27 protein-coding genes and 2 pseudogenes are annotated in these 23,536 nt (G+C 34.3%); 7 read left to right on the plus strand and 22 right to left on the minus strand.

Going from position 1 to position 23,536, the window contains the following annotated elements; all coding sequences use genetic code 11:
* Window position 1 precedes the first annotated feature (1 nt).
* The 12 genes from MKY94_RS10685 to MKY94_RS10740 form a co-directional block, all read right to left on the minus strand.
* Window positions 2–583, minus strand: coding sequence for a TetR/AcrR family transcriptional regulator (locus MKY94_RS10685; RefSeq protein ID WP_151109756.1), 582 nt, complete (start codon window positions 581–583; stop codon window positions 2–4).
* A 127-nt stretch (window positions 584–710) separates the two neighbouring features.
* Window positions 711–1,676: an LCP family protein gene (locus MKY94_RS10690; protein ID WP_191697209.1), complete on the minus strand. Its 966-nt coding sequence runs from the start codon at window positions 1,674–1,676 to the stop codon at window positions 711–713.
* A 207-nt stretch (window positions 1,677–1,883) separates the two neighbouring features.
* Window positions 1,884–2,306 carry an NUDIX domain-containing protein gene (locus tag MKY94_RS10695; protein WP_144536319.1) on the minus strand — a complete coding sequence of 141 codons (423 nt, stop codon included), beginning with the start codon at window positions 2,304–2,306 and terminating at the stop codon, window positions 1,884–1,886.
* Window positions 2,293–2,841 carry a histidine phosphatase family protein gene (locus MKY94_RS10700; protein WP_191697132.1) on the minus strand — a complete coding sequence of 183 codons (549 nt, stop codon included), beginning with the start codon at window positions 2,839–2,841 and terminating at the stop codon, window positions 2,293–2,295. The genes MKY94_RS10695 and MKY94_RS10700 overlap by 14 nt, the downstream gene beginning before the upstream one ends.
* Window positions 2,842–2,862: 21 nt before the next feature.
* Window positions 2,863–3,480: an NUDIX hydrolase gene (locus MKY94_RS10705; protein WP_144536314.1), complete on the minus strand. Its 618-nt coding sequence runs from the start codon at window positions 3,478–3,480 to the stop codon at window positions 2,863–2,865.
* A 558-nt stretch (window positions 3,481–4,038) separates the two neighbouring features.
* Complete coding sequence (locus MKY94_RS10710) at window positions 4,039–4,569, minus strand: PadR family transcriptional regulator (RefSeq protein WP_340844442.1); 531 nt, start codon at window positions 4,567–4,569, stop codon at window positions 4,039–4,041.
* A gap of 64 nt (window positions 4,570–4,633) precedes the next feature.
* The gene (locus MKY94_RS10715; RefSeq protein ID WP_340844443.1) at window positions 4,634–5,374 is read right to left on the minus strand and encodes an ABC transporter permease; all 741 of its coding nucleotides are present in this window, start codon (window positions 5,372–5,374) and stop codon (window positions 4,634–4,636) included.
* Window positions 5,368–6,078, minus strand: coding sequence for an ABC transporter ATP-binding protein (locus MKY94_RS10720; RefSeq protein WP_340844444.1), 711 nt, complete (start codon window positions 6,076–6,078; stop codon window positions 5,368–5,370). Before MKY94_RS10720 ends, MKY94_RS10715 begins: the two co-directional genes overlap by 7 nt.
* 122 nt (window positions 6,079–6,200) lie before the next feature.
* Complete coding sequence (locus MKY94_RS10725) at window positions 6,201–7,277, minus strand: metallophosphoesterase (protein WP_144536303.1); 1,077 nt, start codon at window positions 7,275–7,277, stop codon at window positions 6,201–6,203.
* Between the two features lie 84 nt (window positions 7,278–7,361).
* Entirely contained in the window at window positions 7,362–7,916 is a 555-nt protein-coding gene (locus MKY94_RS10730; RefSeq protein ID WP_144536301.1) for a GNAT family protein, read from the minus strand.
* Window positions 7,917–8,000: 84 nt separating this feature from the next.
* Window positions 8,001–8,420 (minus strand): universal stress protein, encoded by a 420-nt coding sequence (locus MKY94_RS10735; protein ID WP_191697136.1) that lies wholly within the window; start codon window positions 8,418–8,420, stop codon window positions 8,001–8,003.
* Between the two features lie 14 nt (window positions 8,421–8,434).
* Entirely contained in the window at window positions 8,435–9,868 is a 1,434-nt protein-coding gene (locus tag MKY94_RS10740) for a SulP family inorganic anion transporter (protein ID WP_191697210.1), read from the minus strand.
* A 92-nt stretch (window positions 9,869–9,960) separates the two neighbouring features.
* Between MKY94_RS10740 and MKY94_RS10745 the strand changes: the two genes are divergently transcribed.
* A complete protein-coding gene (locus tag MKY94_RS10745; protein ID WP_154310763.1) occupies window positions 9,961–10,506 on the plus strand; it encodes a recombinase family protein in 546 nt (181 codons plus the stop codon).
* Between the two features lie 74 nt (window positions 10,507–10,580).
* Here MKY94_RS10745 and argH read toward each other — a convergent pair whose 3' ends face one another.
* Entirely contained in the window at window positions 10,581–11,954 is a 1,374-nt protein-coding gene (gene argH, locus MKY94_RS10750) for an argininosuccinate lyase (protein WP_191697137.1), read from the minus strand.
* Window positions 11,951–13,159, minus strand: a complete 1,209-nt coding sequence (locus MKY94_RS10755; protein ID WP_144536290.1) for an argininosuccinate synthase — start codon at window positions 13,157–13,159, stop codon at window positions 11,951–11,953. Before MKY94_RS10755 ends, argH begins: the two co-directional genes overlap by 4 nt.
* Window positions 13,160–13,363: 204 nt before the next feature.
* On the opposite strand from MKY94_RS10755, the gene MKY94_RS10760 reads away from it, so the two are divergent.
* Window positions 13,364–14,389 carry an NADH:flavin oxidoreductase/NADH oxidase gene (locus tag MKY94_RS10760; protein ID WP_154310761.1) on the plus strand — a complete coding sequence of 342 codons (1,026 nt, stop codon included), beginning with the start codon at window positions 13,364–13,366 and terminating at the stop codon, window positions 14,387–14,389.
* 146 nt (window positions 14,390–14,535) lie between these two features.
* Here the strand turns inward: MKY94_RS10760 and MKY94_RS10765 are convergent, their stop codons facing one another.
* Together MKY94_RS10765 and MKY94_RS10770 are read right to left on the minus strand one after the other, a co-directional pair.
* Window positions 14,536–14,988 carry an OsmC family protein gene (locus MKY94_RS10765; protein WP_340844447.1) on the minus strand — a complete coding sequence of 151 codons (453 nt, stop codon included), beginning with the start codon at window positions 14,986–14,988 and terminating at the stop codon, window positions 14,536–14,538.
* 88 nt (window positions 14,989–15,076) lie between these two features.
* Window positions 15,077–15,541 (minus strand): SRPBCC family protein, encoded by a 465-nt coding sequence (locus tag MKY94_RS10770; protein ID WP_191697139.1) that lies wholly within the window; start codon window positions 15,539–15,541, stop codon window positions 15,077–15,079.
* Between the two features lie 543 nt (window positions 15,542–16,084).
* On the opposite strand from MKY94_RS10770, the gene MKY94_RS10775 reads away from it, so the two are divergent.
* Both MKY94_RS10775 and MKY94_RS10780 read left to right on the plus strand, forming a co-directional pair.
* A complete protein-coding gene (locus MKY94_RS10775) occupies window positions 16,085–16,465 on the plus strand; it encodes a MerR family transcriptional regulator (protein ID WP_305076199.1) in 381 nt (126 codons plus the stop codon).
* Between the two features lie 34 nt (window positions 16,466–16,499).
* Window positions 16,500–17,801 carry a hemolysin family protein gene (locus tag MKY94_RS10780; RefSeq protein WP_151109732.1) on the plus strand — a complete coding sequence of 434 codons (1,302 nt, stop codon included), beginning with the start codon at window positions 16,500–16,502 and terminating at the stop codon, window positions 17,799–17,801.
* 123 nt (window positions 17,802–17,924) lie between these two features.
* Here the strand turns inward: MKY94_RS10780 and MKY94_RS10785 are convergent, their stop codons facing one another.
* Window positions 17,925–18,431: a DinB family protein gene (locus MKY94_RS10785; protein ID WP_340844448.1), complete on the minus strand. Its 507-nt coding sequence runs from the start codon at window positions 18,429–18,431 to the stop codon at window positions 17,925–17,927.
* 334 nt (window positions 18,432–18,765) lie between these two features.
* Here MKY94_RS10785 and MKY94_RS10790 point away from each other — a divergent pair.
* Window positions 18,766–18,870: pseudogene (locus MKY94_RS10790) on the plus strand (WYL domain-containing protein); the annotation flags it as partial.
* 2 nt (window positions 18,871–18,872) lie between these two features.
* Here MKY94_RS10790 and MKY94_RS10795 read toward each other — a convergent pair.
* Window positions 18,873–19,157 (minus strand): annotated as a pseudogene (locus MKY94_RS10795) (HTH domain-containing protein); the annotation flags it as partial.
* A 16-nt stretch (window positions 19,158–19,173) separates the two neighbouring features.
* On the minus strand, window positions 19,174–19,743 hold the full coding sequence (locus tag MKY94_RS10800) for a YdeI/OmpD-associated family protein (protein ID WP_340844449.1): 570 nt from the start codon (window positions 19,741–19,743) through the stop codon (window positions 19,174–19,176).
* A gap of 188 nt (window positions 19,744–19,931) precedes the next feature.
* On the opposite strand from MKY94_RS10800, the gene MKY94_RS10805 reads away from it, so the two are divergent.
* The gene (locus MKY94_RS10805; protein WP_151109726.1) at window positions 19,932–20,741 is read left to right on the plus strand and encodes an STAS domain-containing protein; all 810 of its coding nucleotides are present in this window, start codon (window positions 19,932–19,934) and stop codon (window positions 20,739–20,741) included.
* Between the two features lie 331 nt (window positions 20,742–21,072).
* A complete protein-coding gene (locus MKY94_RS10810) occupies window positions 21,073–21,213 on the plus strand; it encodes a hypothetical protein (RefSeq protein WP_154310755.1) in 141 nt (46 codons plus the stop codon).
* 9 nt (window positions 21,214–21,222) lie between these two features.
* Here the strand turns inward: MKY94_RS10810 and MKY94_RS10815 are convergent, their stop codons facing one another.
* Genes MKY94_RS10815 through MKY94_RS10825 form a run of 3 tightly spaced genes read right to left on the minus strand, consistent with a single transcriptional unit; the run spans window position 21,223 to window position 23,401 of the window.
* Entirely contained in the window at window positions 21,223–22,074 is an 852-nt protein-coding gene (locus MKY94_RS10815; RefSeq protein ID WP_151109724.1) for a phosphotransferase, read from the minus strand.
* A gap of 29 nt (window positions 22,075–22,103) precedes the next feature.
* The gene (locus MKY94_RS10820; protein ID WP_342577070.1) at window positions 22,104–22,991 is read right to left on the minus strand and encodes an alpha/beta hydrolase; all 888 of its coding nucleotides are present in this window, start codon (window positions 22,989–22,991) and stop codon (window positions 22,104–22,106) included.
* Window positions 22,988–23,401, minus strand: a complete 414-nt coding sequence (locus MKY94_RS10825) for a GNAT family N-acetyltransferase (RefSeq protein WP_342577071.1) — start codon at window positions 23,399–23,401, stop codon at window positions 22,988–22,990. Before MKY94_RS10825 ends, MKY94_RS10820 begins: the two co-directional genes overlap by 4 nt.
* Window positions 23,402–23,536: the final 135 nt, after the last annotated feature.

A 23,536-nucleotide genomic window follows, 5' to 3' on the forward strand; every position in this document is an offset into this window, starting at 1 on the left:
ATCAATGAATAGATATGCCTCGCCAAAATACTTTCCACGAGGCATTTAGCCTCTCGTGTAAACGTTTTTCTTCATTGACATATACCAGTTCAAGCATCATTGAATCTACCATGCTTAGAAATGCATAAGTCAATATTAACGCGGACTCACCAATAACCAAATTTTCATCCATCCATTGTTTAAATTTGTCTTCTAACATAGCTTGCACTTGTTTCTCTATATCAAGTACATCCTCTTCAATTTCCTTCGCTAAGTGAGCAGGTGGGAAAAATGACATACGTAACCAAAACTTTAAATGCTCATCTTTTTGAAAAAGATTAATGACCATTTGCAGGAATCCATACAAATCATTCTGGGGATCCTTAGAGTTTAATGGACGAAAGTACTCTAACTTAGTATCCAATTCAGTTTGCTTGGCATCTCTTAAAACCTGAAGAAAAAGGTCATCCTTCCCTTTATAGTGTGCATAAATAGACTGTTTTTTCATACCCACATCTTCAGCGATTTGGGAAAGCGAAGCACCTTCATAGCCGTGAATTGTAAAATATTTAAGAGCTGATTCTTTGAGCTCTTGGCTTTTCACATCTCTCACTCCTTTTAACGAACGTTCGTCAGTTATATTAACAAAATTTAATCATGGAAGCAAGTTAATTAGATCAAAGTATTAAAAAATTACACAAAAAAGCATCAGGAGATAATCCTGATGCACTTTAGTTACCTATTGTTAAGTCCTTTACTTCATCCGAATTTGCCTTATAAGTAGTATCCTCTAAGTTTGTTTTAAGCTTTTTGCTTACTTCGTTTAAAGAGTTTTCATCTGCTATAAAATACCAGAGATCATGGCCAGCTTCTTTACTATATATGGTTTTACCTGTACCATCTAACTGTAAGTGTTCAATGGGCGTTCCTTTTATCTGCTGATACATTTTAGCTAGCTTTATATAGTCTGAGGAAGGAATATTGGTTTTGACATTTTCTCCAATATCCTTGATTAAATCATCTATTTTAGTAATCATACTCACATTGGTCATTTCGCTTAAAAGTGATTGGATGACTTGCTTCTGTCTTTCATTTCGTCCTTTATCACCCTCTGGATCTTTTTTACGCATACGTACATATGCTAGAGCCTCGTCTCCCTCTAAAAACATAGGTCCCTCTGTATAGGTCTTCCACTCAAAATTAGCGAGTTGAATTTTAAAGGTAAAAGGAACGTCGACTTCGACCCCTCCCAAAGTATCAACTATGTCCTGGAAACCCTGGAAATCTGTCGATACGTAATAGTCAATAGGTATCCCTAACATGTTTTCTATTGTATCAGTTGTCCAATTGATACCACCATTTGAATAAGCATGGTTTATTTTGTCTTCTTTATCTAGTCCTTCTATATAAACTAAAGTGTCTCTAGGTATGCTAACCATTGACATTTTGTTGGTAGTTGGATTGACTGTAGCTACAATTAGCATATCTGATCGACCATACTTTTCATTTTCTCCATGCTCAATGCCAGCTAAAAGTATTGAAAACGGAGACTTAGCTTTTACTTCTTTCGTACCAGTGTCTTCTTCAAGGTCCTTAATCAATGGCGCAAATATTTTATTATTCGCATGCTTTGCCTCCCACGATAAATTGATGGCAAAGAAAATGACTGCAGACATCAGTAAAATAGAACTAATCATTATAGTATATATAACTTTCTTTCTTTTAAAAGTCTTTCTTTTCACTCGACTTCGAGAACTTTTCATCTTGTTCTTTTCTCCCTTAAGTCTAATATATGTTTTTCTTGAAATTATCTTATAATTATTTTTCTAAATTATACCATTTATATTTTTAATTACAAGTTTATAAAGACTTTTAGGTTTTATTCATGAGACTATTTTACTTTTTCATGTATTTTTAAATTGGTCTGCTAGAGTAATATTTCTTTTGAAATAATCAGGGAATTCATCACTACTTAATATTTGCTCAGTCGTCAGCCAAACTATTTCATCCACTTCTTCTCTGCATTTGACGTAGGGTTCACCAAATGAGTGGTCACAGACAAAGACAATATCAACAACAGATTTTCCAGTATCTGATATAAAGGAAGAACTGTTTACATATTGAAGGTTTGTAACTTCAATACCTACCTCTTCTTTGATCTCTCGGTGCAACGTTCTTTCAAATATGTCAATTGCATCACCCTCTTGATCTACTGTGCCACCCACAAATGCCAAACTTCCAGCAGCATGTTCTTCCTTCTCGCTTCGTTTCACTAAGAGCCACTTTCCCTCTTTGTATATAGCGCCCTCCACATTAACGATGAACATTTAACTCCTCCTTAAATGTGTATATTTTAAATTCTCCGTTGTTTGAGGAATAACATAAGATATTTTTATCTTCAGGTATTCCTTTGAAGTAGGCCCCTATACATCCTGTAGTACAACGATGACCGGTTATAAGTATATTTCCACTATTACTTTTATATTGCTCTTCAAGCTGCACCATGAAATCAAATATACGCCCAACATAGGATTTTATATCCTCCACGCCTTTGTATATAGTTGGATCAGGTATTGCACCTTTTAGTTTTACTTCTTCTTTTTTTGATTGATCTGCCTCTCCTAAGTCAAAAACGTCTAACCTAGAATCTACTATAGGTTCTAAATTTGTTATAATTTCAGCAGTTTGAACTGCTCGTTCTTGGGGAGAAGAAAAAACTAGATCAAATTGTACAGTTTTTAACATTTCTTTCATTTCTCTTGCTTGCTGTTTACCTTTCTCGTTTAAAGGTAGACCCATGCGTCCTTGTAATCTGCCTTCTTTATTTAAATCTGTCTCTCCGTGACGCACTACATAAATCATTCGGAATGCCTCCATATTTGTTTAATCGTATATCGTATCTTTATCCGGATTGTGCAGGTATTCAAACATAGTGATTATTTGTGATTCTGTGTTTCTGTTAGTAGAAAGTGGCGGTAAATTAGTAGGAGAGAAAAATTGAACATTACTTGTCTCGACACCGCTTGCTGGTGTCCCTCCAATTATTTCGCAGCGGATAAATATTTTATAATAATGATATGCTTCTGGTGGATGAGGATGCTTATTTTTGTCCAATAATGCAAGCAATTTAATAGGTTTTACCTCATAACCGGATTCCTCTTTTATTTCTTTTACAATATTTTCAGATGCAGATAACCCAATATCGCAAAAACCACCTGGTAAGGACCATTTGTTGTCAATACTCTCACAAACCATGAGAATCTTGTTATCCTTGAAAACTACTCCACGGACGTCTACTTTGGGAGTTTGATAACCTGTTTCATTAGTAAATAAATCCTGTACCTTTTGAAATTCTATTCCTGTATGTCCCGCTATAATTTCAGCACTTATAGCTCTTAATTCCTCGTATCGTTCGATATCGTATATATCCTTAGAAAAGGCTAATCCAGATTGTGATAAAGCTTGAATCCTCTTTGCCCATTCCAACCATTTTTGGCTCATTTCATAACACTCCTATGTATTAGAGACATTTTAAATTATTGTCTATTACTTTTAAAAAGATAAATAGATGCTTTGTCTAACTTTGCACCTTGCCTCTGTATGATCCAATAGAGAATAATTTATTTAGCTGTGGAGATACATACACTTTTTTAGGGAAGACACTGACTCTGGCAGTTTTACTTTGTAAGTGCTAACTGATAATAATCAATGAAGCATTAAACTTAAAAGTCTAAAAATTCACATTAAATATATCATTATGGCTCGAATAAAGATAGAAAAAAATTAAAAGCTGCCGACATTTGTATGTCACGGCAGCTATCAAGGGGAAAGAACTATTAAACTATTATCAAGCAATTTACACTTTATAAACTCAAATAAATCGTTTTCAAGCGCTATGCTAACCACCGACACGGCCTCAGACTTCTCCCTCTCTACGTTCAGTTCGGGTGCTTCAGGCCAAGAGGATGTCGGTCACAAAGGCGTTGCCAATTGAAAAAGCTCTCCACTTGGACTTGAATCTGACTAATGAATTGAAAAACCTAGATTGTGGAACAAGATTCATCTTTTTTCATAGATTTTAATTAAATCGTCGAGAAGCTGTATTTGTAGTTCGTATTGACTGTACATATTGTGAAAAATAAGTTCTGTAACTTCATCCGCTTTCATATGTTCTTTCTTAACTTGAATACCTCTTTTTTGCTGTTCTAAATCTGTTTCAATTTGTAATTTTTGATTATAGAGAGCTTCTAAAACATCATCTTTTGGAAGGTCTTGTATAAAGCTTAATGCTGTGTATAGATTACTTGGCAGGTTAACAGATTGTTCCTGCAATGTTTCTTTTAGCAATGTTTGAAATTCCTTTTTGCCATGTTCAGTGATTCTATAGATGGCTTTACTTCTGTTCCCAATATTCTCTACTGCTTCTAGCTCTACTAGTTGCTCCTTTTCCATTTTCTTAAGAGCGTGATAGATAGAACCAGCTAAGATTCCTGCCCAACGATCCGCTTCACTTGTTTGAAGTGTTTGTTGAATTTCATAACCACTCATCGGCTTCAATTTTAGTAGGCCTAATACCATCAATCTTGTCATAAATATCTCCTCAATTATAAATAATCAATATTGAGTATTATTATAGCACAAGACGATTGTCAGCCTAGTTAGAAATAGGTTTGTATTCACTACCTATCCGTTCTTCCCATTTAAAGGTAATAACAGCCAATAAAAAGCTAAACAGTGTGTAAATTAACAATATTAGTATAGAGGATCCCATAGGTAACATCATTCCATCGGTTAAGCCTTTCAACGCTTTAACGTAGTGTTCAAAAGGTGATAGTTTGCTGATGAAGTGGATCCAACCGGGTGCTTTACTTAAAGAATAAAAAGCTTCACTTATTAGTATAAAAGGAATTTGAATCAGGTTTGCAATCATATTAATATGGCCCTCATTATTAGCTAAGTTGGCTATTAAAAAACCAAAACTAGTAAAACAGAGTGTTGCTATTGTAACAAGTAGCAAAGTTCCTATGATTGCTTCACTACTAATCGATATTTGAAAAAACAAGACTCCAATAATCCATACACCCATATTTAAGATTACCCCCAAAACAGTTCTAGCGAGCACCATAGCAATGATAAAATGGCCAATCGGTAAAGGAGTTATTTTCAACATTTTATAGACACCTTTGTTTCGTTGATAAAGAATTTGAAAAGCGATTCCTTGCATACCCCAAAATAATGTTCCAATTGCTGTCACGCCTGTTAAAATACGTTCATCCATATTATTAAAATAGAGACCTAATACAATAATCATTCCTATAGGAAACAAAAGAGAATAAAATAAGGTAATTTTATCTCTCAAAGAACTTACAATCATAGAACGAAAAATAATTAACATTCAGAGACCTCCTCAGAGATTAATTTAATATATAGGCTTTCTAAATTAGCTACATTGTGTTCTTCTATCAATAATTTAGGATCACCTTCACAAATAATCCTGCCTTTATTTATAAATATAATTCTGTTCGCTAGATAGTTTACCTCCTCCATGTCATGTGAAGTAAACACAACTGTTCTTCCTTCCTTATTTAATTGGCGAATTAGGGAATGTAATTCTTTTTTTGAAAGTGGATCTAATGCAGCTGTTGGTTCATCTAGAAATATTAGCTTCGGATCATGTATTAACGTAATAGCAATTGCAAGACGTTTTTGCTGACCTCCGGAAAGCTTGGATGCTTCCATATTAGCGCTTTGAGTTAAGTTACATTTTGAAAGGATTTCTTTCATTTCGTACTTATTTACATTCTTTTTGTAAAAGGCTCCAAACAACCTTAAATTTTCAGAGACAGATAACCTTGGGAAAAAGGATATTGATTGTAGCTGTACTCCAATATTGTTTTTAAAATCCTCCATAAAATATTGAATAGTCCCGCCGTCCTCTTCCTTTAATCCGATTAGTAACTCAATACAAGTTGTCTTACCTGCACCATTGGGACCAATTACACCTAGGATTTCGTTTTGGCTAATATTCATATTAATATCCTTAACTACATCTCGGTTACCATATTTCTTTACTAAATTTGTAGCTTGCAAATATAACATTTCACCACTCCTTCTTTTTATTCAACGTTGACTATTCAATGTTAATTAAAATTTATAGTAGTGCTGTTTAAATGTCAATAGAAAAAGGTACAGAGTTTACTCCATACCTTTTGTAAATAAATTTATTGTTCAATCCATCCGATTTCTCCGAGAACATTTTTAACAAGCATGTAACCGGCACACCCGTCATCTACTACCCAAACCTTTTCTCCTCTCATTACTGGGAGAAAGGTAGTACTTAAATCTGTCCTGCAAAAGTTTGTCCCGTTTTTTTCAATAATATATTCATTTTTAATCCACTGTTCTATACCTAGTTTTACATTTTCGCATAAGGTAAAGTATTCTTCTTGTCTTATAATTTTTAATTCGTAATTAGGATAAGCTACAGTACCAACTCTATTTGAGCATCCTCCGAAATCATTGTGTGCAATTATGTATTTAGAAAGATTGTCGACATAGGTATATGAATATGTATCGCCTTCTATGATTAAAGCATTTAATTGTCCATCCTGTTTTATTTGGTTTCCCCCATCAATTGAAATTATGTTTTTATCTATATCTATCATAGGGTTATGGGAGCTTACTGAAGTTGAACGGTAGTTTATAACCGGCCAATGTCCTACAATGACTAGCTTATTGGCTTGATGACCCTTATCTAGAAAAGAGGAAATATTTAATGCGGTTTCTTCATCAGTAAGTTTCCAATCTTTTATAGGATCAATTCCTGCATGAACGACTATAAAATTTTCTGTTTCAAAGGCAATTGGAAGGCCCTCCAGCCAGGCAATCATCTCTGAATAATGCTTTTGATAAAACTTAGATAGTTCGCTTAAGCTAGTATATTCATCCAGACTCTTTCCATGTTGATTGAGCATCTCGTTTAAAACAGATTTTTTACGATTTTTCATATAAGAAATAATGGATTTATCTTCCTGAATTATATATCGATGAACAACATCACAATTACCCTTCGTTATAAATACGTTACTAGAGCTTTCTTGGAGCAACCGAACAAATTCTATGACTTCTAGGCTGTTATCACCTTTCTCACATAAATCGCCGTTTATAAACAAATAATCTTCCGATTGGTAATTGACTTTTTCTAATAAGCTTTTGAATAAATGTAAATTTCCATGTATATCTGAAATTATAATAACTCTTTTGTTATGTTCTAAATTGAGCCTTTTAAAATTTAACATTACTTGATTTCTCCTAAGTTAAGCTTTTTGATTTGAGTTATTTAGCCTAAAAGAGTCTAAACTATAAATACAATCAAATATTATTTAAACCTCAGATTCTGAATCATCGGGGTTAATAATTGCTAATATAAGATGGTCTTGCCATTTTCCGTTAATTTTCACATTTTCTTTAGCAATTCCCTCTTTGTGAAAGCCGGCTTTTTCTAGAACATTTATAGAAGGAATATTGTGAGGCATAACTCCAGCTTCTATTCTATGTAATTTCAACGTCTTAAAACCATAGTCAACCGCTAACTGGACAGCCTTCGTCATATAACCTTTCCCATTCTGATTTTTATCTAAGTAGTAACCAATCATACAGCTTTGAGCCGGACCACGTGAGATATGCGATAATGATACATTGCCTATTAACTCATCCGTACCTGACAAAAAAATTCCAAAAGCATATAAAGTATCATTCGCTGCTCCTTCAATCCCATTTTCGATCCGTTCCTTTATTTTTTCAAATGTATAAAAGCTTGGTTCTCTTAATACTGTGTAATGCTTAAAAAATTCCTTGTTTTTTGTTTCTAGAGCTAATGAGGCTTCAGTGTCCTCTATTTTAAGTAAACGAATATAAATACCTTCTTGAGTCTCCATAATTCTCCTCCTTTTGTTTCTTAAATTATATGAAAATTCGTTCAAAATTAAAAGCCCTGTGAAACACAGGACTTATCAAAAAACCTATTTAACTACTAAAGCTGGACAATTTACGCGTTTAATCACCTTATGACTGACGCTACCTAAAACCATTTCCTGCAAGGAATTTAATCCCCTACTACCTATAACTAAAAGATCTACATTATTCTCATTAGCAAATTTCACAATTTCTGGTCCTGGGATACCATGCAGTATTCTTACTTTATAATAAATCTTTGATTCATTTAATAGTTTTTCTACATTTTTAATTTTTCTACGTCTTTCTAGCTCTAATGCCTCTTTAGAGCTAGAGTGCAATACCTCGGTCTTCGCATTTTCAAAATCCGCAACATACACTACTTCCACTACGCAGTCCTTACTCATAGAAGCTATTTTTATAGTTTCTTTCGCTGCACGGTCAGCATTTTCAGAGCCATCAGCTGCTAAAACGATATGTTTATACATTTGTGATTTCCCCCTTAATGAGATGATAAGCCATCGATCTGTGCAATCATTTTTTGGCTATATGTATCTAAGCCAACTAATTCTACTTGTATAGCTCGGTCACTAAGTAAAACTTTTACTTTAAATAATGCAACTACCCCTGAATCATCCCAGATCCGACTATTAGAAAAATCGATTTGTATACTTTCCGAATGTATGGATACTTTTTTAAAGTAATCCACAAAGCTATCAGTAGAAGCAAAAAATAGCTGTCCTTCTATAATATATCGCTGTTCCTGTTGAATTATCTTTAAGGTTGAAATTTTTACAACAAAGAAAACAGCACTTAAAATTACCCCTGCGATAACTCCCTTAGATAGGTCATGTGTATAAACTACAATAATTACAGTTGTTAGCATGACAATTGCATCGGTTCTTGGGGCCTTAACTAAATACTTAAAAGAATTCCAGTCAAAGGTACCGATACAAACCATGATCATGATTCCAACCAATACCGGCATTGGAATTTTAATAACTAAATCACCTAATACAATAATTAAGAACATAAGAAACAATCCAGCAACTAATGTAGATAGTCTTCCTCTACCCCCTGATTTCACATTGATTACCGATTGACCTATCATGGCGCAACCAGCCATTCCTCCAAAGAATCCATTGATAAAGTTAGCAATACCTTGACCTCTTGCTTCCTTATTTTTATCACTTTCCGTAGCAGTCATATCATCGATGATTTGTGAAGTGAGCAGAGATTCCACTAATCCTACGATTGCAAGTGCGATTGAATAAGGGAATATAATCTGTAACGTTTCAAATTTTAAAGGGACGTCTGGTAAAAAGAAGGAAGGCAAAGTTTGAGTAATGTTACCTAAATCTCCAATTGTTTTTAAATCTAATCCACTGTAAATTGCAATAATAGTCAAAACGACAATTGCAATTAACGGTGCTGGTATTACCTTTACAAAACGTGGTAATGTATATACAAGAATAAGCGTAATGCCTACAAATATATATGTCATGGTTGAAATACCGATGAAATGTGGAACCTGAGCCATAAATATTAAAATAGCAAGCGAATTGACGAAACCGATCATTACAGCATTTGGAATATATTTCATCAATTTAGCAATTTTAAATACACCAAACATTATTTGAATAATACCTGTTAAAATAGTTGCTGCTAATAAGTAATCTAAACCGTATTCCTTAACTAGTGGAACCATTACTAACGCCATAGCTCCTGTAGCTGCAGAAATCATACCTGGCCGTCCGCCTACAAATGCTATAATGACCGCAATACAAAAGGAAGCATACAGACCAACCATAGGGTCGACACCTGCAATAATTGAAAAAGCGATTGCTTCTGGTATGAGGGCTAGCGCGACCACAATACCAGACAGTATATCCCCCCGTATGTTTCCAAACCATTGTTGTTTTATATTTTCCATGATAATCTCCTTCTAAAAAAAATCTTCGATTATCATACCATCTTTATTCCCAAAATGGAACCTTTTTGGGGACAAATGTAAGGAGTTGCTTTTATATGATTTATGGATATGTTAGACCCCTCTATAATGATGTTACTTGCAAACAACAGCTAGCATGTTTAGGCTCTCGAACACAAAATATTTTTCAGGAGAGCCACGGCTCATCAAAAAAACGTACAGAGCTAGAGTCACTTCTAATGAACTTAAAAAAAGGAGACATCATTGTAGTGGAAAGAATGTTTGTCCTTGCCGATACAACAAGACATCTTGTAGATCTTCTTAAGCTTGGTGAAAGAGACGGCGTTGTCATTCAATTCATTCATGAGGGAATACAAAGTGATGAGGTACTTAATCTTTCATTGAGAGTATATATGCAGTATTTAATGGATTTTCAGACAGACATAGTAAAACAGACTACAACAATTGGCATAGAAAATGCAAAGGAACAAGGAAAAACATTAGGACGACCAAAAAAACCGGATACTAATATAAAAAAAGCAATTGCCATGTACCATTCAGGAGATTTCACTCTCCATGAGATTAAAGAAGAAACGGGCATAAGCAAGTCAACACTATATCGCTATCTGGAGTCCGCTGAGTAAAATTAGTAGCTTACTAAATAACATACAAAGAAAACCCGCAGAAATTGTGTTTATCCATTCCTACGGGTTTTACTTTATATTAATCGTTTTTTAGCTTCTTCTATTTGAATTTCAACCTGATTAAAGCCTGTTCCACCGAGCGAATTTCTTCTTCTGACAGCAGCTAATGGTGATAATACCTCGTAAATGTCTTCTTCTATTAAGCTATTAGCTTCTTGTAAATCATTTAAAGGAAGATCTAAAAGGAAATATCCACGTTGAATACATAGGAACACCAGCTTACCAGTCACCTCATGAGCTTCTCGGAACGGAAGTCCCTTTGCTGCTAAATAATCTGCAAGCTCTGTAGCGTTTGAAAAATCCTTATGCACTGTATCATGCAACCGCTTAGTATGTACAGTCATTGTCCGAATCATTCCCTCAAAAATTTTAAGAGATCCAACAATTGTCTCTACAGTATCAAACATACCTTCCTTGTCCTCTTGCATATCTTTGTTGTATGCAAGCGGCAACCCTTTTAAAGTGGTTAAAAGTCCCATTAGGTTTCCAAATACACGACCAGTTTTACCACGGATTAACTCTGCCATATCTGGATTTTTCTTCTGAGGCATAATACTTGATCCAGTAGAGAAGGAATCGTCCAATTCGATAAAGTTAAACTCAGAGCTAGACCATAAAATAATTTCTTCTGCAAAACGTGATAAGTGAGTCATGAGCAAGGAAGAGTTACTTAAAAATTCAACGATAAAATCACGATCACTTACTGCATCCATACTATTAGCATAAACATTACTAAATCCAAGATAATCTGCTGAAAGCTTACGGTCTATCGGAAAGGTAGTTCCTGCAAGTGCACCGGAACCTAGCGGTGAAATATCAATGCGTTTCATAGAATCTAAAAAACGTTCTTTGTCTCTCTCAAGCATCCAAAAATAAGCCATTAAATGATGCGCAAAGGAAATTGGTTGGGCACGTTGTAAATGAGTATAACCTGGTGCAAGTGTTTCGATATGATCCTCTGCTTGATTCACGATTGTTTTTTGGAATACTTGGATCAACTCAATAATTTCTTCTACTCGGTTCTTTAAATACAAATGCATATCTGTTGCAATTTGGTCATTCCGGCTTCTCCCAGTGTGTAACTTTCCACCAACTGGTCCAATTAAATCTATTAACATCTTTTCTAAATTCAGATGTATATCTTCATTAGCAATAGAAAACTCAAGCTTATGTTCCACTGCAAGCTGCTTAAGTTGAACTAGGCCACCGAGAATTATGTCTACATCATCAGTAGATAAAATATTGCAATCGCCAAGCATTTGGACATGTGCAATACTACCATCTATATCTTCCATTACTAACTTTTGATCAAATTCGATAGAAGCTCCAAATTCGTCCACCCATTGCTCGGCGGATTTTTGGAAACGTCCACCCCATAACTTGGTCATACCTGCACCTTCTTTTCTCCCTTGTTTACCATTGCATGTACTTTTGTCGGTAGTCCCCATAACTCAATGAATCCAACAGCTGAAGTATGGTTAAATTCGTCTTCGGACGTATAGGTAGCAAGTTTTTCATTGTATAAGGAGTTTGGGGATTTACGTCCTTCTACAATCGCATGACCTTTGAATAGTTTTACTCGTACAGTTCCATTTACATATTGCTGTGTTTCCTTTAAAAATGCCTCAAGTGCTGTTTTTAATGGCGAAAACCAAAGCCCCTCATAAATAAGCTCTGTTAATTTCTTTTCCATTACCGGTTTAAAGTGAGCGAGTTCCTTTACTAAAGTGATATCTTCAAGTTCTTTATGAGCGAGCAGTAAGGTGTGTGCCCCAGGTATTTCATATACTTCACGGGACTTTATACCAACTAAACGGTTTTCTACGTGATCAATACGTCCAACGCCATGCTTCCCAGCTACATCGTTTAATTTTAGAATAAGCTCATGTAATGGATAATTAACTCCATCAAGTGATACTGGAACTCCTTTTAAAAATTCGATTTCAATAATGTCTGCAGTGTCGGGTGCATTTTCCAATGAAACTGTTAAATCATAAGCATCTTCAGGTGGTGCTGCCCAAGGATCCTCTAAAATACCACATTCATTTGCACGTCCCCAAAGGTTTTGGTCAATAGAAAATGGACTATCTAAGTTAATTGGTATCGGAATATTCTTCTCTTTTGCATAAGCGATTTCTTCTTCACGACTCCAGCTCCACTCACGTACCGGAGCGATTACCTCTAAATCTGGATTTAATGCATTAATAGAAACTTCAAAACGTACTTGATCGTTACCTTTACCAGTACAACCATGAGCTACGGCAGTGGCACCTGTTTTTTCAGCAATTTCCACTAGTTTTTTAGAAATCAGTGGACGTGACAGAGCAGATACTAATGGATATTTATTTTCGTACCACGTGTGAGCCTGCATGGAGATCAATGCATATTCATTTGCAAATTCTTCCCTTGCATCAATCATATAGCTTTCAATTGCTCCAACTTCTAATGCTTTGTTTTTCACAAACTCCAAATCCTTGCCTTCTCCTACGTCTAAACAAACAGCTACAACATCATAGCCCTCATCCTTTAGCCAAGTAATTGCAACTGAAGTATCTAATCCACCTGAATATGCTAAAACAACTTTTTTGCTCATATTAAATTCCTCCAATGTATTTATATACGGTTATTTCGTATTAATATACATAATGTAACATTAAGATTGTATAAATACAACCAAAATTTATTAAATATGCATATTGAAACTTTTCATTTATAAAATCTGTGTTTCTATTAATGCGCATTATTTGAACGAATAGACAAAACAAGCGATAATAACAAAAAGGAGTGATTGATAGAAATGTCCAAACTATTTACACCGTATAATGTGAAAGGTTTAAGTTTAAAAAATAGAATTGTAATGGCTCCAATGTGCCAATACTCCGTAGAAGCTAAGGATGGGATCCCGAATGACTGGCATTTTGTTCACTATGTATCACGAGCGGTCGGTGGCACAGGCTTAATCATTGTGGAGATGACAGATGTAGAACCTGACGGGAGAATTACAGATTATGATTTAGGTTTATGGTCAGATGAGCAGATTCCTGCATATGCAAGAATCGTAACTGAAGTACATAAACACGATGCTAAAATTGGTATCCAAATTGCTCATGCTGGAAGAAAAGCTACAGATGCCGACCAGCCGATAAGCTCCTCCAATTTACCTGTAGAATCTGATGGCACATGGAAGGAACCAAGACCATTAACTATAGAAGAGATAAAAGAAATGGTAAATAAATATAAAGAAGCAGCTCGCCGAGCGGTAGATGCAGGCTTCGATACAATTGAACTCCATGGAGCTCATGGCTATTTAATACACCAATTCCACTCCCCTTCTATAAATAATCGTACTGATGAATATGGAGACAATTATGCTAAATTTGGTGTAGAAGTAATTAAAGCTGTGAAAAGTGTTATGCCTGAGGATATGCCACTATTGTTCCGAATCTCAGCAATAGAGTATATAGATGGTGGTTATGGTTTAGAGCACTCTCTTGAAATTGCAAAACAGTACAAGGAAGCTGGAGTAGACGTATTCCATGTTTCTAGCGGAGGGGAAGCTAACCCTGGAAAAGTAAAGCCTGCAAATACTCCTGGTTACCAAGTACCTTTTGCAAGAGCATATAAACAAGCACTAGATCTACCAGTAATTGCTGTAGGAATATTAGAAGATCCAATTTTAGCCGAAAAAACCATGGCTGAAGAGGATATAGAGCTGGTAGCTATTGGCCGAGGTATGTTAAAAGATCCATATTGGGCATTGCATACTCAAGAAATTTTAGATGGCAAAGCTACCGTGCCAAAAGCTTATAAAAGAGGATTTTAAGATAAGAACAAGAGTCTTTTCTAGGGATCTTCTAAAAAAAGAGGATGGTCGTGACTTAAGTCATTACCATCCTCTAGTTATTTTCGAGAACTCATTTGCTACTATAGAAATTGATATAAAAGCCTCGTTCATTATAGTAAGCACGCTTATTTTTCTGTTTGTTGAACATTTACACCTTGAGATACAACCTTGACACCATTAATTAATGAATCTAATGCTGGACAGTGAGCTTCTACATATGAAATGAATTCTTCGATTTTCTTTTGACGCTCATCGGATATAATATTGACTTTATATCTGATCTCTAAAAAACCAGGTCGAATATCCGAAAGTCCAAGGAACCCATCTGTATCAATATCTCCTTCTAACTCAACAGTTAGATGATGGTATTGGACGCCAAGTTTCTTAGCTGACATTTGAGCGACTATTGTTTGACAAGCACCTAGTGAAGAAAGCAATAATTCTAATGGATTCATTCCTTCATCTGTTCCACCTAAACGAGTTGGTTCGTCGATTATCACTTTATGCCCTCTTGTTTTTACCTCAACTTGTAGCTTTTCAACCAAATCAGCTCTCGAACTCATTGTAGTAATTACCATTATTATCATCTCCAATTCTACAAATATTATATTACAAAACTATTAAAAAGAGTGATAATTGCATGTGTTTAGTGATAACCTAACGGATTTAGATTTGTATTCTTTGACTTTCAGCTATCCTTTTTAATTCATGGGAACGTTGTTTTAAAAAACTTGTCATATATCTTTTAAGAAACAAAACATCTGCTAGTTTCCCTAAAATTCCTAAAGGTGATCTATAGACAAATTCATCCCTGACTAACGTGCCAGTACCTTGTACTTTAAAATGATGAGTATGTGTAAAAGAATGGAAGGCACCACTTACCATGACATCCTTAAATGTATACGGCTTCTCCATTTCAATGATTTTGGCTGTTAGTTTTTGTCTAATACCAAAATGGGTGGCTTCCCAGGTAACACAATCTCCTTTATTTAATAAGCCATTAGTTTTGCCTTCAACAGCCTTTTCCTTTGTTTGTCCGGTTGTTTTTGTATGAATGGTCACATCCCTCGAAAGATCAAAGCAAAGGTCTATTGGAGCATCTATAAAAATTTCACATATGATAGTTGGCATCTGTTATCTCCCTTCTACTTGAAAAATTCACCTTTTAAAATAGTAGAATTCTTTCATATTTCTACTATAAACCATTAAAGTATTCACGAAATGTCTTCTAATAAGAAATTGTCGAAAGAAGTAGATTTATATCCGTTTAGAATTTTTTATGATCGTTCCAAGAGGTTTTATAACCGGATAGAGAAATTTATGACCGTTTCACTCTTTATACGAAAAGACTATATACTCTCGGCTGCTGAGTACTGTCTATCTTCTAAACTATCGTATAACAAGAGATATATTAAGATGATTTATATTCATGTCTAAGTCCCTTTTCCAGCAATTTCTTAAGGCCCTTCTCCTATGAAAAGTATATATTTATGGATAATTAAGCTATGAATTTTGCCTTTTTTCATACACTATACTCTTATTTACATAAAGCTAAAAACTATAAATGAATTTGCTAAACCTTAGTATTATCACTTGCAATTCAATTAAACACATAATATACTAAACCATAACGTTACGGTTAGGAGTGATACAGTTGGGAAAGAGAAACTAAGAATTGGCGAATTAGCTGAGAAAAGTGGCATCACTAAACGTACCATTGATTATTATACTACTCTTGGTCTATTAGAAGCTGAACGTTCTAGTTCCAATTATCGTTACTATCCTTATGATGCGATTGAAAAACTAAGACTAATTGAAGAGAAAAAGTCAGATGGTATGTCACTAGAGCAAATCAAAAGAGAGCTTGCAAGAGATGTTGTTGAGGAAATAGACATTCAAGAAATACGATTACAGATGAAATATTTAGAAAAGGAAGTTTCTCATTTATTGGAACAAATAAATGACAAAGAAGATAACACTAAACATTCTATTAAACAGAAAGTTTCAACAGAAAGTGTTGCGCTTATGCAATCCTTATTACTATTGATCACTTAGGAGGTGAAGTCTTACTTTCGAGTAAGACAACTTATTGACCGCATTGAATTTAACGATATTTGTCATATTAATAGCTTTAACAGCATTCTTCGTTGCTACGGAGTTTGCCATTGTAAAGGTACGACAATCAAGAATAGATCAATTACTTGCTGAAGGACGGAAAGGTTCTAAAGCTGCAAAACAAGTTACTACTCATTTGGATGAATACTTATCGGCCTGCCAGCTTGGTATTACTGTAACAGCTTTAGGTATCGGGATGGTTGGTGAGTCAACTTTCGAGTTTATCCTTCATCCATTATTTGAAGCGATAGGAATCGGCACTGACAATATTCATTACTTCACCATAGGGGCTGCCTTTGTAATAGCTACCTTTTTACACGTAGTAGTTGGTGAACTGGCTCCTAAAACAATAGCAATTCAAAAAGCTGAAGCAGTAACTCTTGTATTCGCTAAACCAATAATGATTTTTTATAAGATACTTTATCCCTTCATTTGGTTCTTAAATGGTTCTGCTCGTTTGCTAGTTGGCCTTTTTGGTATGAAACCAGCATCAGAGCACGAGCTATCTCATACAGAGGAAGAGCTTCGCCTGCTTCTTGCAGAAAGCTATAAGAGTGGAGAGATAAACCAAAATGAATTGAAATATGTAAATAACGTTTTTGAATTTGATGATCGAATCGCACGAGAGATTATGGTACCGAGAACTCAAATAATTGGATTTGAGATAAACGCAACGTTTCATGAGGTCTTAACTACCATCTCTGAAGAGCGGTATACGCGTTATCCTGTATATGAAGAAGATCGAGATAACATAATTGGATTTATCAACATTAAGGACTTCCTAACACAAGGTATTAACAATCGTATAACAGTAGAGAACTTTACTATAAAGCATTTTGTAAATCCCGTGATTAATACTATTGAAACAACCCCAATCAACAGCTTACTGTTAAAAATGCAAAAAGAACGTATTCACATGGCTATATTATTGGATGAATACGGTGGTACTTCTGGACTTGTCACTGTTGAAGATATCCTGGAGGAAATAGTAGGAGAAATTCGAGATGAGTTTGATGACGATGAAGTACCAGATGTTCGTAAAGTAAAAGAAGACCATTATATAATCCATACAAACGTTTTACTTGATGATGTTGCAAAATTATTGAGAATTGACCTGTATAATCCTGACGTAGATACAATCGGTGGATGGTATTATACACAGGATATAGATTTAAATTTGGATAATCAAATTGAGCATGATGGTTTTATGTTCTCTATCCATGACAAGCAAGACAATCATATTCAATTTATTGAAGTACAAAAATTGAGAGCTTAACAATATAAAATAGAACCCATTTTGATGATTGCTATCAAAATGGGTTCTTTTCGCTTATACCTCACTTTTTATCATTTTTTAAAATTTGGCTTGTTAAGCTGTACTTCAATAAGTTAATTTGAACTAACTATGATACCAATATAAAGATAAGTCATTCATTGTCGAAGCGTGCCCCTGTTGTCTTAACATCGTTGTTATGTTACCTCGATGATAAGTTCCATGATTAGCAACATGAAATAAAATTTCTGAGTAAGCCGTTTCTCTAGCACCTGACCAAGGATTATTTAGATTAATTTTTTGTTCTAAATCCTTTTGGCTATCCAACCATTCCTCATAGTCTGAAGCCAGTTCTTCCAATGACTTAACAAATTCATCTTCAGAATATAAATTGGTCTTTTCTAAGAAAGCTATTGAAGCTTCCAATGCTTCTTGCATATCCATTCCTTTAAGTACTTTTAACCACATAACATCTACCACATAAATATGACTAAACGTTTGTGCAATAGTAGGATAAGAACTACTAACTTCTTCATTCAAAACATTCCTTGGTAATTCCTTTAGTCTTTCTAGTAACACCTTATTAGCCCAAACATGATACTCATACATTTTTTTCCGTGATTCATTTAACATCTACTCCTTCTTTTCTTGGTTTTAATAGTTGATACACTTGTATTATAAAAAAAGATATATGACAGCAGTTTGTCATACATCTTTATAAACTTTAATTATTTTTTTTGCCTCCTCTATTAAAATTGATTGTAGTTCTACAGGTTTGATAATTTTAGCCCCACTACCGAAGCTTAAAAGAATAGATTTAAGCTATCCAGCTTGTAGAGGCCTATAAACAGAAATTGTAAATGTCATACTTCCATCACTGTTAAGTTCTTTTGGATAATTTTGGAATTGGTCTAACACTTCTGCTAAGGAATTAGGTTTCACCCAAATTATTACTTCCTCAAAACCTAAAATAGAACCCCTTCGCCTCCATTATAAGTTTCGTAACTGGTATTTATATGGTTATTGCAGAGAACGTAAGAATAATAGAGAATTCCGAATATCCCGTATGATAACTTTCTTATCTTCAAAAATACTCGATAAACTATTTAATACTGTTATTAAATTTAGTATGTCAAAGGAACCCATTAAACTTTTATCAAATTTATAGCCTTGTATTATTCCGAAGCCACCGTTAGTACCTTGGTATGAAACGACTGGTATTCCTGCTGCACAAATAGTTTCGATGTCTCTATAAATTGTCCGGGATGATACTTGAAATTCATCAGCTAAACTAGAAGCTGACAAAATTTCATTATTTAGGAGCTTGAATATGATGGATATCAATCGTTCTATTTTCAATTCTCATTTCCTTCCTTCAATAATTAATTAAGCGACCATTGTCATTCCACTGACCGTACATTTTGTTTTCTCTCGTATTTTCAATAAACTTATCCAACCTTTTATTAAAGATAACAGGTTCATTTTTATAACTTTGAATTGTATCAATTCTAATTCTCCTGTATAGTTCAGGAAAATTAACGAAGTTCTGATATAATTGCTCCTCTTTTTTCAGACAAGTTTCGATTTCTATATCTATAGTAAAGGATTCAGGTTGCATATCAGGGAGAATTCTCAGTCCTTCTTCTTTCATCAAACCTAATTTTTCGAGTCTCCATACTCTTTCTTTATTCAATTCTGTCCAGTTACTTTTTTCCTTTCTTTTGGAAAGCCTTTGAGCTAGTTCAGTATCTGATATTTTCTTCTTTGTACCATCAATCCAACCGAAACATAATGCCTCTTCAACTGCTTCTAAATACAGGATGTCGCCTGATTGTTCAGTCATACTTACTAATACCCAACAAAATGTTTCTTTATTTGAATTTAGCTCAAGCCAATCTCTTAATCCCTGCCTTGTACTAACTCTTATCAAATTATTTATTTCCATTTCACCCTATCCTTTCTACAAGAATATTTGTTACTAGTATAACTTTTTATTTTATTTATTTGAAATGTCTGTGAAATTAATACTGAAAAGCTTACTATATTCATTTATTTCTTATTGCTTAAAACCTTGACTTACAAGAATCAAATTTTTATGATGAATAAGAAGCAATACAAAAAGGGAGAAAGAATATGAGCTCACTTAAAAGCATTTCGAATTATATCTTTAATAACAAGGAATTGTTGGCTAACGAAATAGTTAATGGTGTAGTCCATTCTATAGATATGGAAATTCCGCCTTGGGAGCAAGAGCAAGCGATAAATATGTATATAGAATTTGTAAGCTTTATTGGGGAGTATGTCGTAAGCGGAGAAGAAAAAATTCCTGATTCCTTGTTGGAATGGAGTAAGAGGAATGCGGCAATGGTCTCTCTAGATGGTAATTTATCTATTTTAGTAGTTAGATATCTCCCTACCCGCAATGTTATAACTGAGATACTAACTAATTTAGCTGTTCAGTTCAATCTTAGCTTGCACGAATTAAGTAAAATGATAATTCAAGTTAATAGAATGTTAGATGTTAGCCTTAACGAAACTGTTGCAAATTATGAATTTCTTGTAAGCGAATATAAGAAGACTTCTCAAATGGAAATAGCTAAAGTAGCAACACCAGTTATTCCAGTAAAAGATGGAATAATTGTTTTACCATTAGTAGGCCGCATCGATACTTTTCGAATCAAATATTTGATAGAAAATTCTACTCCTAAAATAGCAAATATGGATGTAAATTACGTAATAATTGATTTTTCTGGCGTCTATAAAATAGACAAAGTAAATATTCGCCTTATAAATGAAATGGTTCAAATGATTCGTTTAATGGGCATTAATGTAATTGCCACTGGAGTCAGTCCTGATCTAGCTAAAATGACTATCATAGAAGGGATAGAAATATCTTCTATAGTATATCCAAATTTAAAAATTGCTTTAGAGAGCATACATTGATCTCTTATGTATTAATCGAAAATCAGTACAAAATAACACTTAAGCAACCACAGCAATATTTTCAAAGCTTGAAAGGCCATTTCTCAAAGATATGGCCACTGACTGTAGACAAACCAGAGAAATTTGAAATTGTCTATAGTCTTTTTTTTTACAATACATATTGAGAAATCGTCGATTTCCATTTCAGGCGCTGCGCTTTCCACGGGCACGGCATCACCCTCCTCCCTCGCTGCGCTCAGTCCGAGCGCTTCAGGCCAACAGGATGTTGGTAACAAAGTCGAATTTCCACACGATGTGGCGTATTTAACCTTTGATCAATCGGAAGGAAGCAGTGCAATCGTTAAAGAAATGGATTTATCAAGATAAGCCTGAAATAATAGAAACTGATATGGGCTACTCAAAATTAATATCGATGATTGGAAATTCCACTATCACACTTATTTTTATTGGATTATTTATCAATCAGATGTAGATAGGGTTTCTAAACAATCGCTTTCCAATAATCCCAGCCTTTTTTGTAAATCGGCCAGTCCTCTGGATGATGCTTGAGGCAAGTAGCCAATCTAAAATATAAACCAATTGCAACCTCTTTATACAGGTTATTAGCCAAATATTCATCTTTTATATTCATCAAGGAAAAGGCATAGTCGATTGTTTCCTTAGATAGGTCATCAGCGGATGAACAAAAGGCGTAAACCAGGTCATACATTGGATGACCTATGACTGGTGAAGCATCAATAACACCTTTAAGTTCTTTACCATTAAATATAAAATTATGTACTCCACAATCTCCATGTAAAAGGAATGGCTTTAAATTCAGATTACTTTGATTTTGGATTAAATCTTGTACGAGCTTGAAGTCATCTTCACCTAAATAATCTGCTAACAAGATTGATGATTCTTCAACTCTTGTTTCCATGAAATCAAACCAGGAGGAAGAAAGATCATCAGCCCATCCCCAACCATTATATTTTTTTGTTATTTTATAATGATTGATGAGCCCCTCAACAAGTAATTTAAGCATTTGCTTTTTATCTATTACTCCGAGATTAGTCTCTCCTTCTATGAAACTATAAACTAAATACTTATGTGTTTTTTCCACATACATAATATTCGGTACAAGGTCAATTTCTTCATATATTTTCAAAAACTCACCTTCTGCATCTATTAAGGCAGGGACATTACTTTTTACTACTATTTTTTCTCCCACTGTGTTTTGTATAAGGTATAATTCACTTACGGTTCCACCTTGCAAATGAGAAACTTGCCATTTTACATCTGCTGGCAATATCCCCTTACTAATAAGCTCATCTAGAATTACATCTATGTTCATTTTCTTATCCTTTCACTTGCTACTATAATCTAAGATTCTAAAAATGCGAGGACTTGATTTACGTACTTATCTGTTTCCTCTATTTCAGGAAAATGTGCACTTTCATTAAACAAAACCCACTTACTCTTTGGTAAATTATTATGTATGAGATTTGAAATGCCTAAACCGCTATTACGGTCATGGACTCCTGTAATGATAAGGATTTCATTGGTAATTTGAGATAATCTTTCATACAATGGAATTTCGCGAGGATTTCTTTGTAACGCTGCCATCATATGACCCGAATTTTTTAAGCCACTTTCAATCATTTGCTTTCGGTAAATATTTGCGTTTTTTATATTATTGAACATAAATTTGTCTAAAGTGTTTTCATTAACAATTTCCCAAATCTTTTTGTGTTTTGTGTGAATGGAGGATGTTTCGGCTAAAACTTGTTCTATTTCGTATAAAAGTCTTGGCTCCGCCACAGAGACAAATCCTGCGATTTGAAGCAAATACTGTGTTTCTAATGAAATAAGGCTTGGACATGAGGTTACTACTTTGTGTATTTTTTCAGATAAGCTAGCAACTATCTCGAGAGCTAACTCTCCTCCAAACGAATAGCCAAGTAAGTCAACTTTTTGAAATCCAGACCACTCTAGTATCTTAGTAAAATCTTCGATTAAGAGCTCATATGAATAATCACTTTGTGATAGAGGTTTTTCACTCCTTCCACAGCCTCGTTGCTCATAATAAATAACCGTTCTGTGATTAGATAATTTTGCTCCTGCAATATGCTCAAATACGTAATGATTACCTCCTGGTCCTCCATGAATAGCTACTAGGGGTATCGTATTATGTTCTATTCCCTCGACTTTAATCCAGTGAAAAATGTCGTTGATCTTAATTTTGTACTCTCCATTGGCTATTAAATTCATCGCTTCAACCTCATTAAAGTACTCCCGTTCACATCAGTTGAGAACCCAAATTGCTCATAATAAGAAACTAATCGTTCAGGACAATAAAGCTCAATTCTTTCCACACTTTGAATAAGGGAATTTTCCAGAAGACTATTCATTAATGTAAAACCTAGTCCTCGATTTCTATCGCTACATTTTACTATTACATCAAAAATAAAGGCTCTGTACATACCGTCTGTAATAGCTCTTGCAAACCCTACTAGCTCATCGGTCTCACTATCAACTAAACCTATAGCTACATGACTTAAATCTAACATTTTTAGTATATCGTCATTTGTTCGATTTTTTGTCCACCATTCATTTTGAAACAAAAGAAATAAGTCATTTAAATGTTTTTCTGTGAATATAGTTACAATTTTTAAGACCATCTAAACCCCTCCAAGAATTATGTATATCAAAACAATAACATAGTTAATGGAATAAAATTGTAAGTTCCGTAAAATAATACAAAAAACCAATAGAAAAAAATTTGAAAAGAAGAGATAGTTTCTTTTCTATATGGA

Origin of the sequence: Psychrobacillus sp. FSL K6-2843 (genome assembly GCF_038626375.1) — a bacterium.
GTDB lineage: Bacteria > Bacillota > Bacilli > Bacillales_A > Planococcaceae > Psychrobacillus > Psychrobacillus faecigallinarum.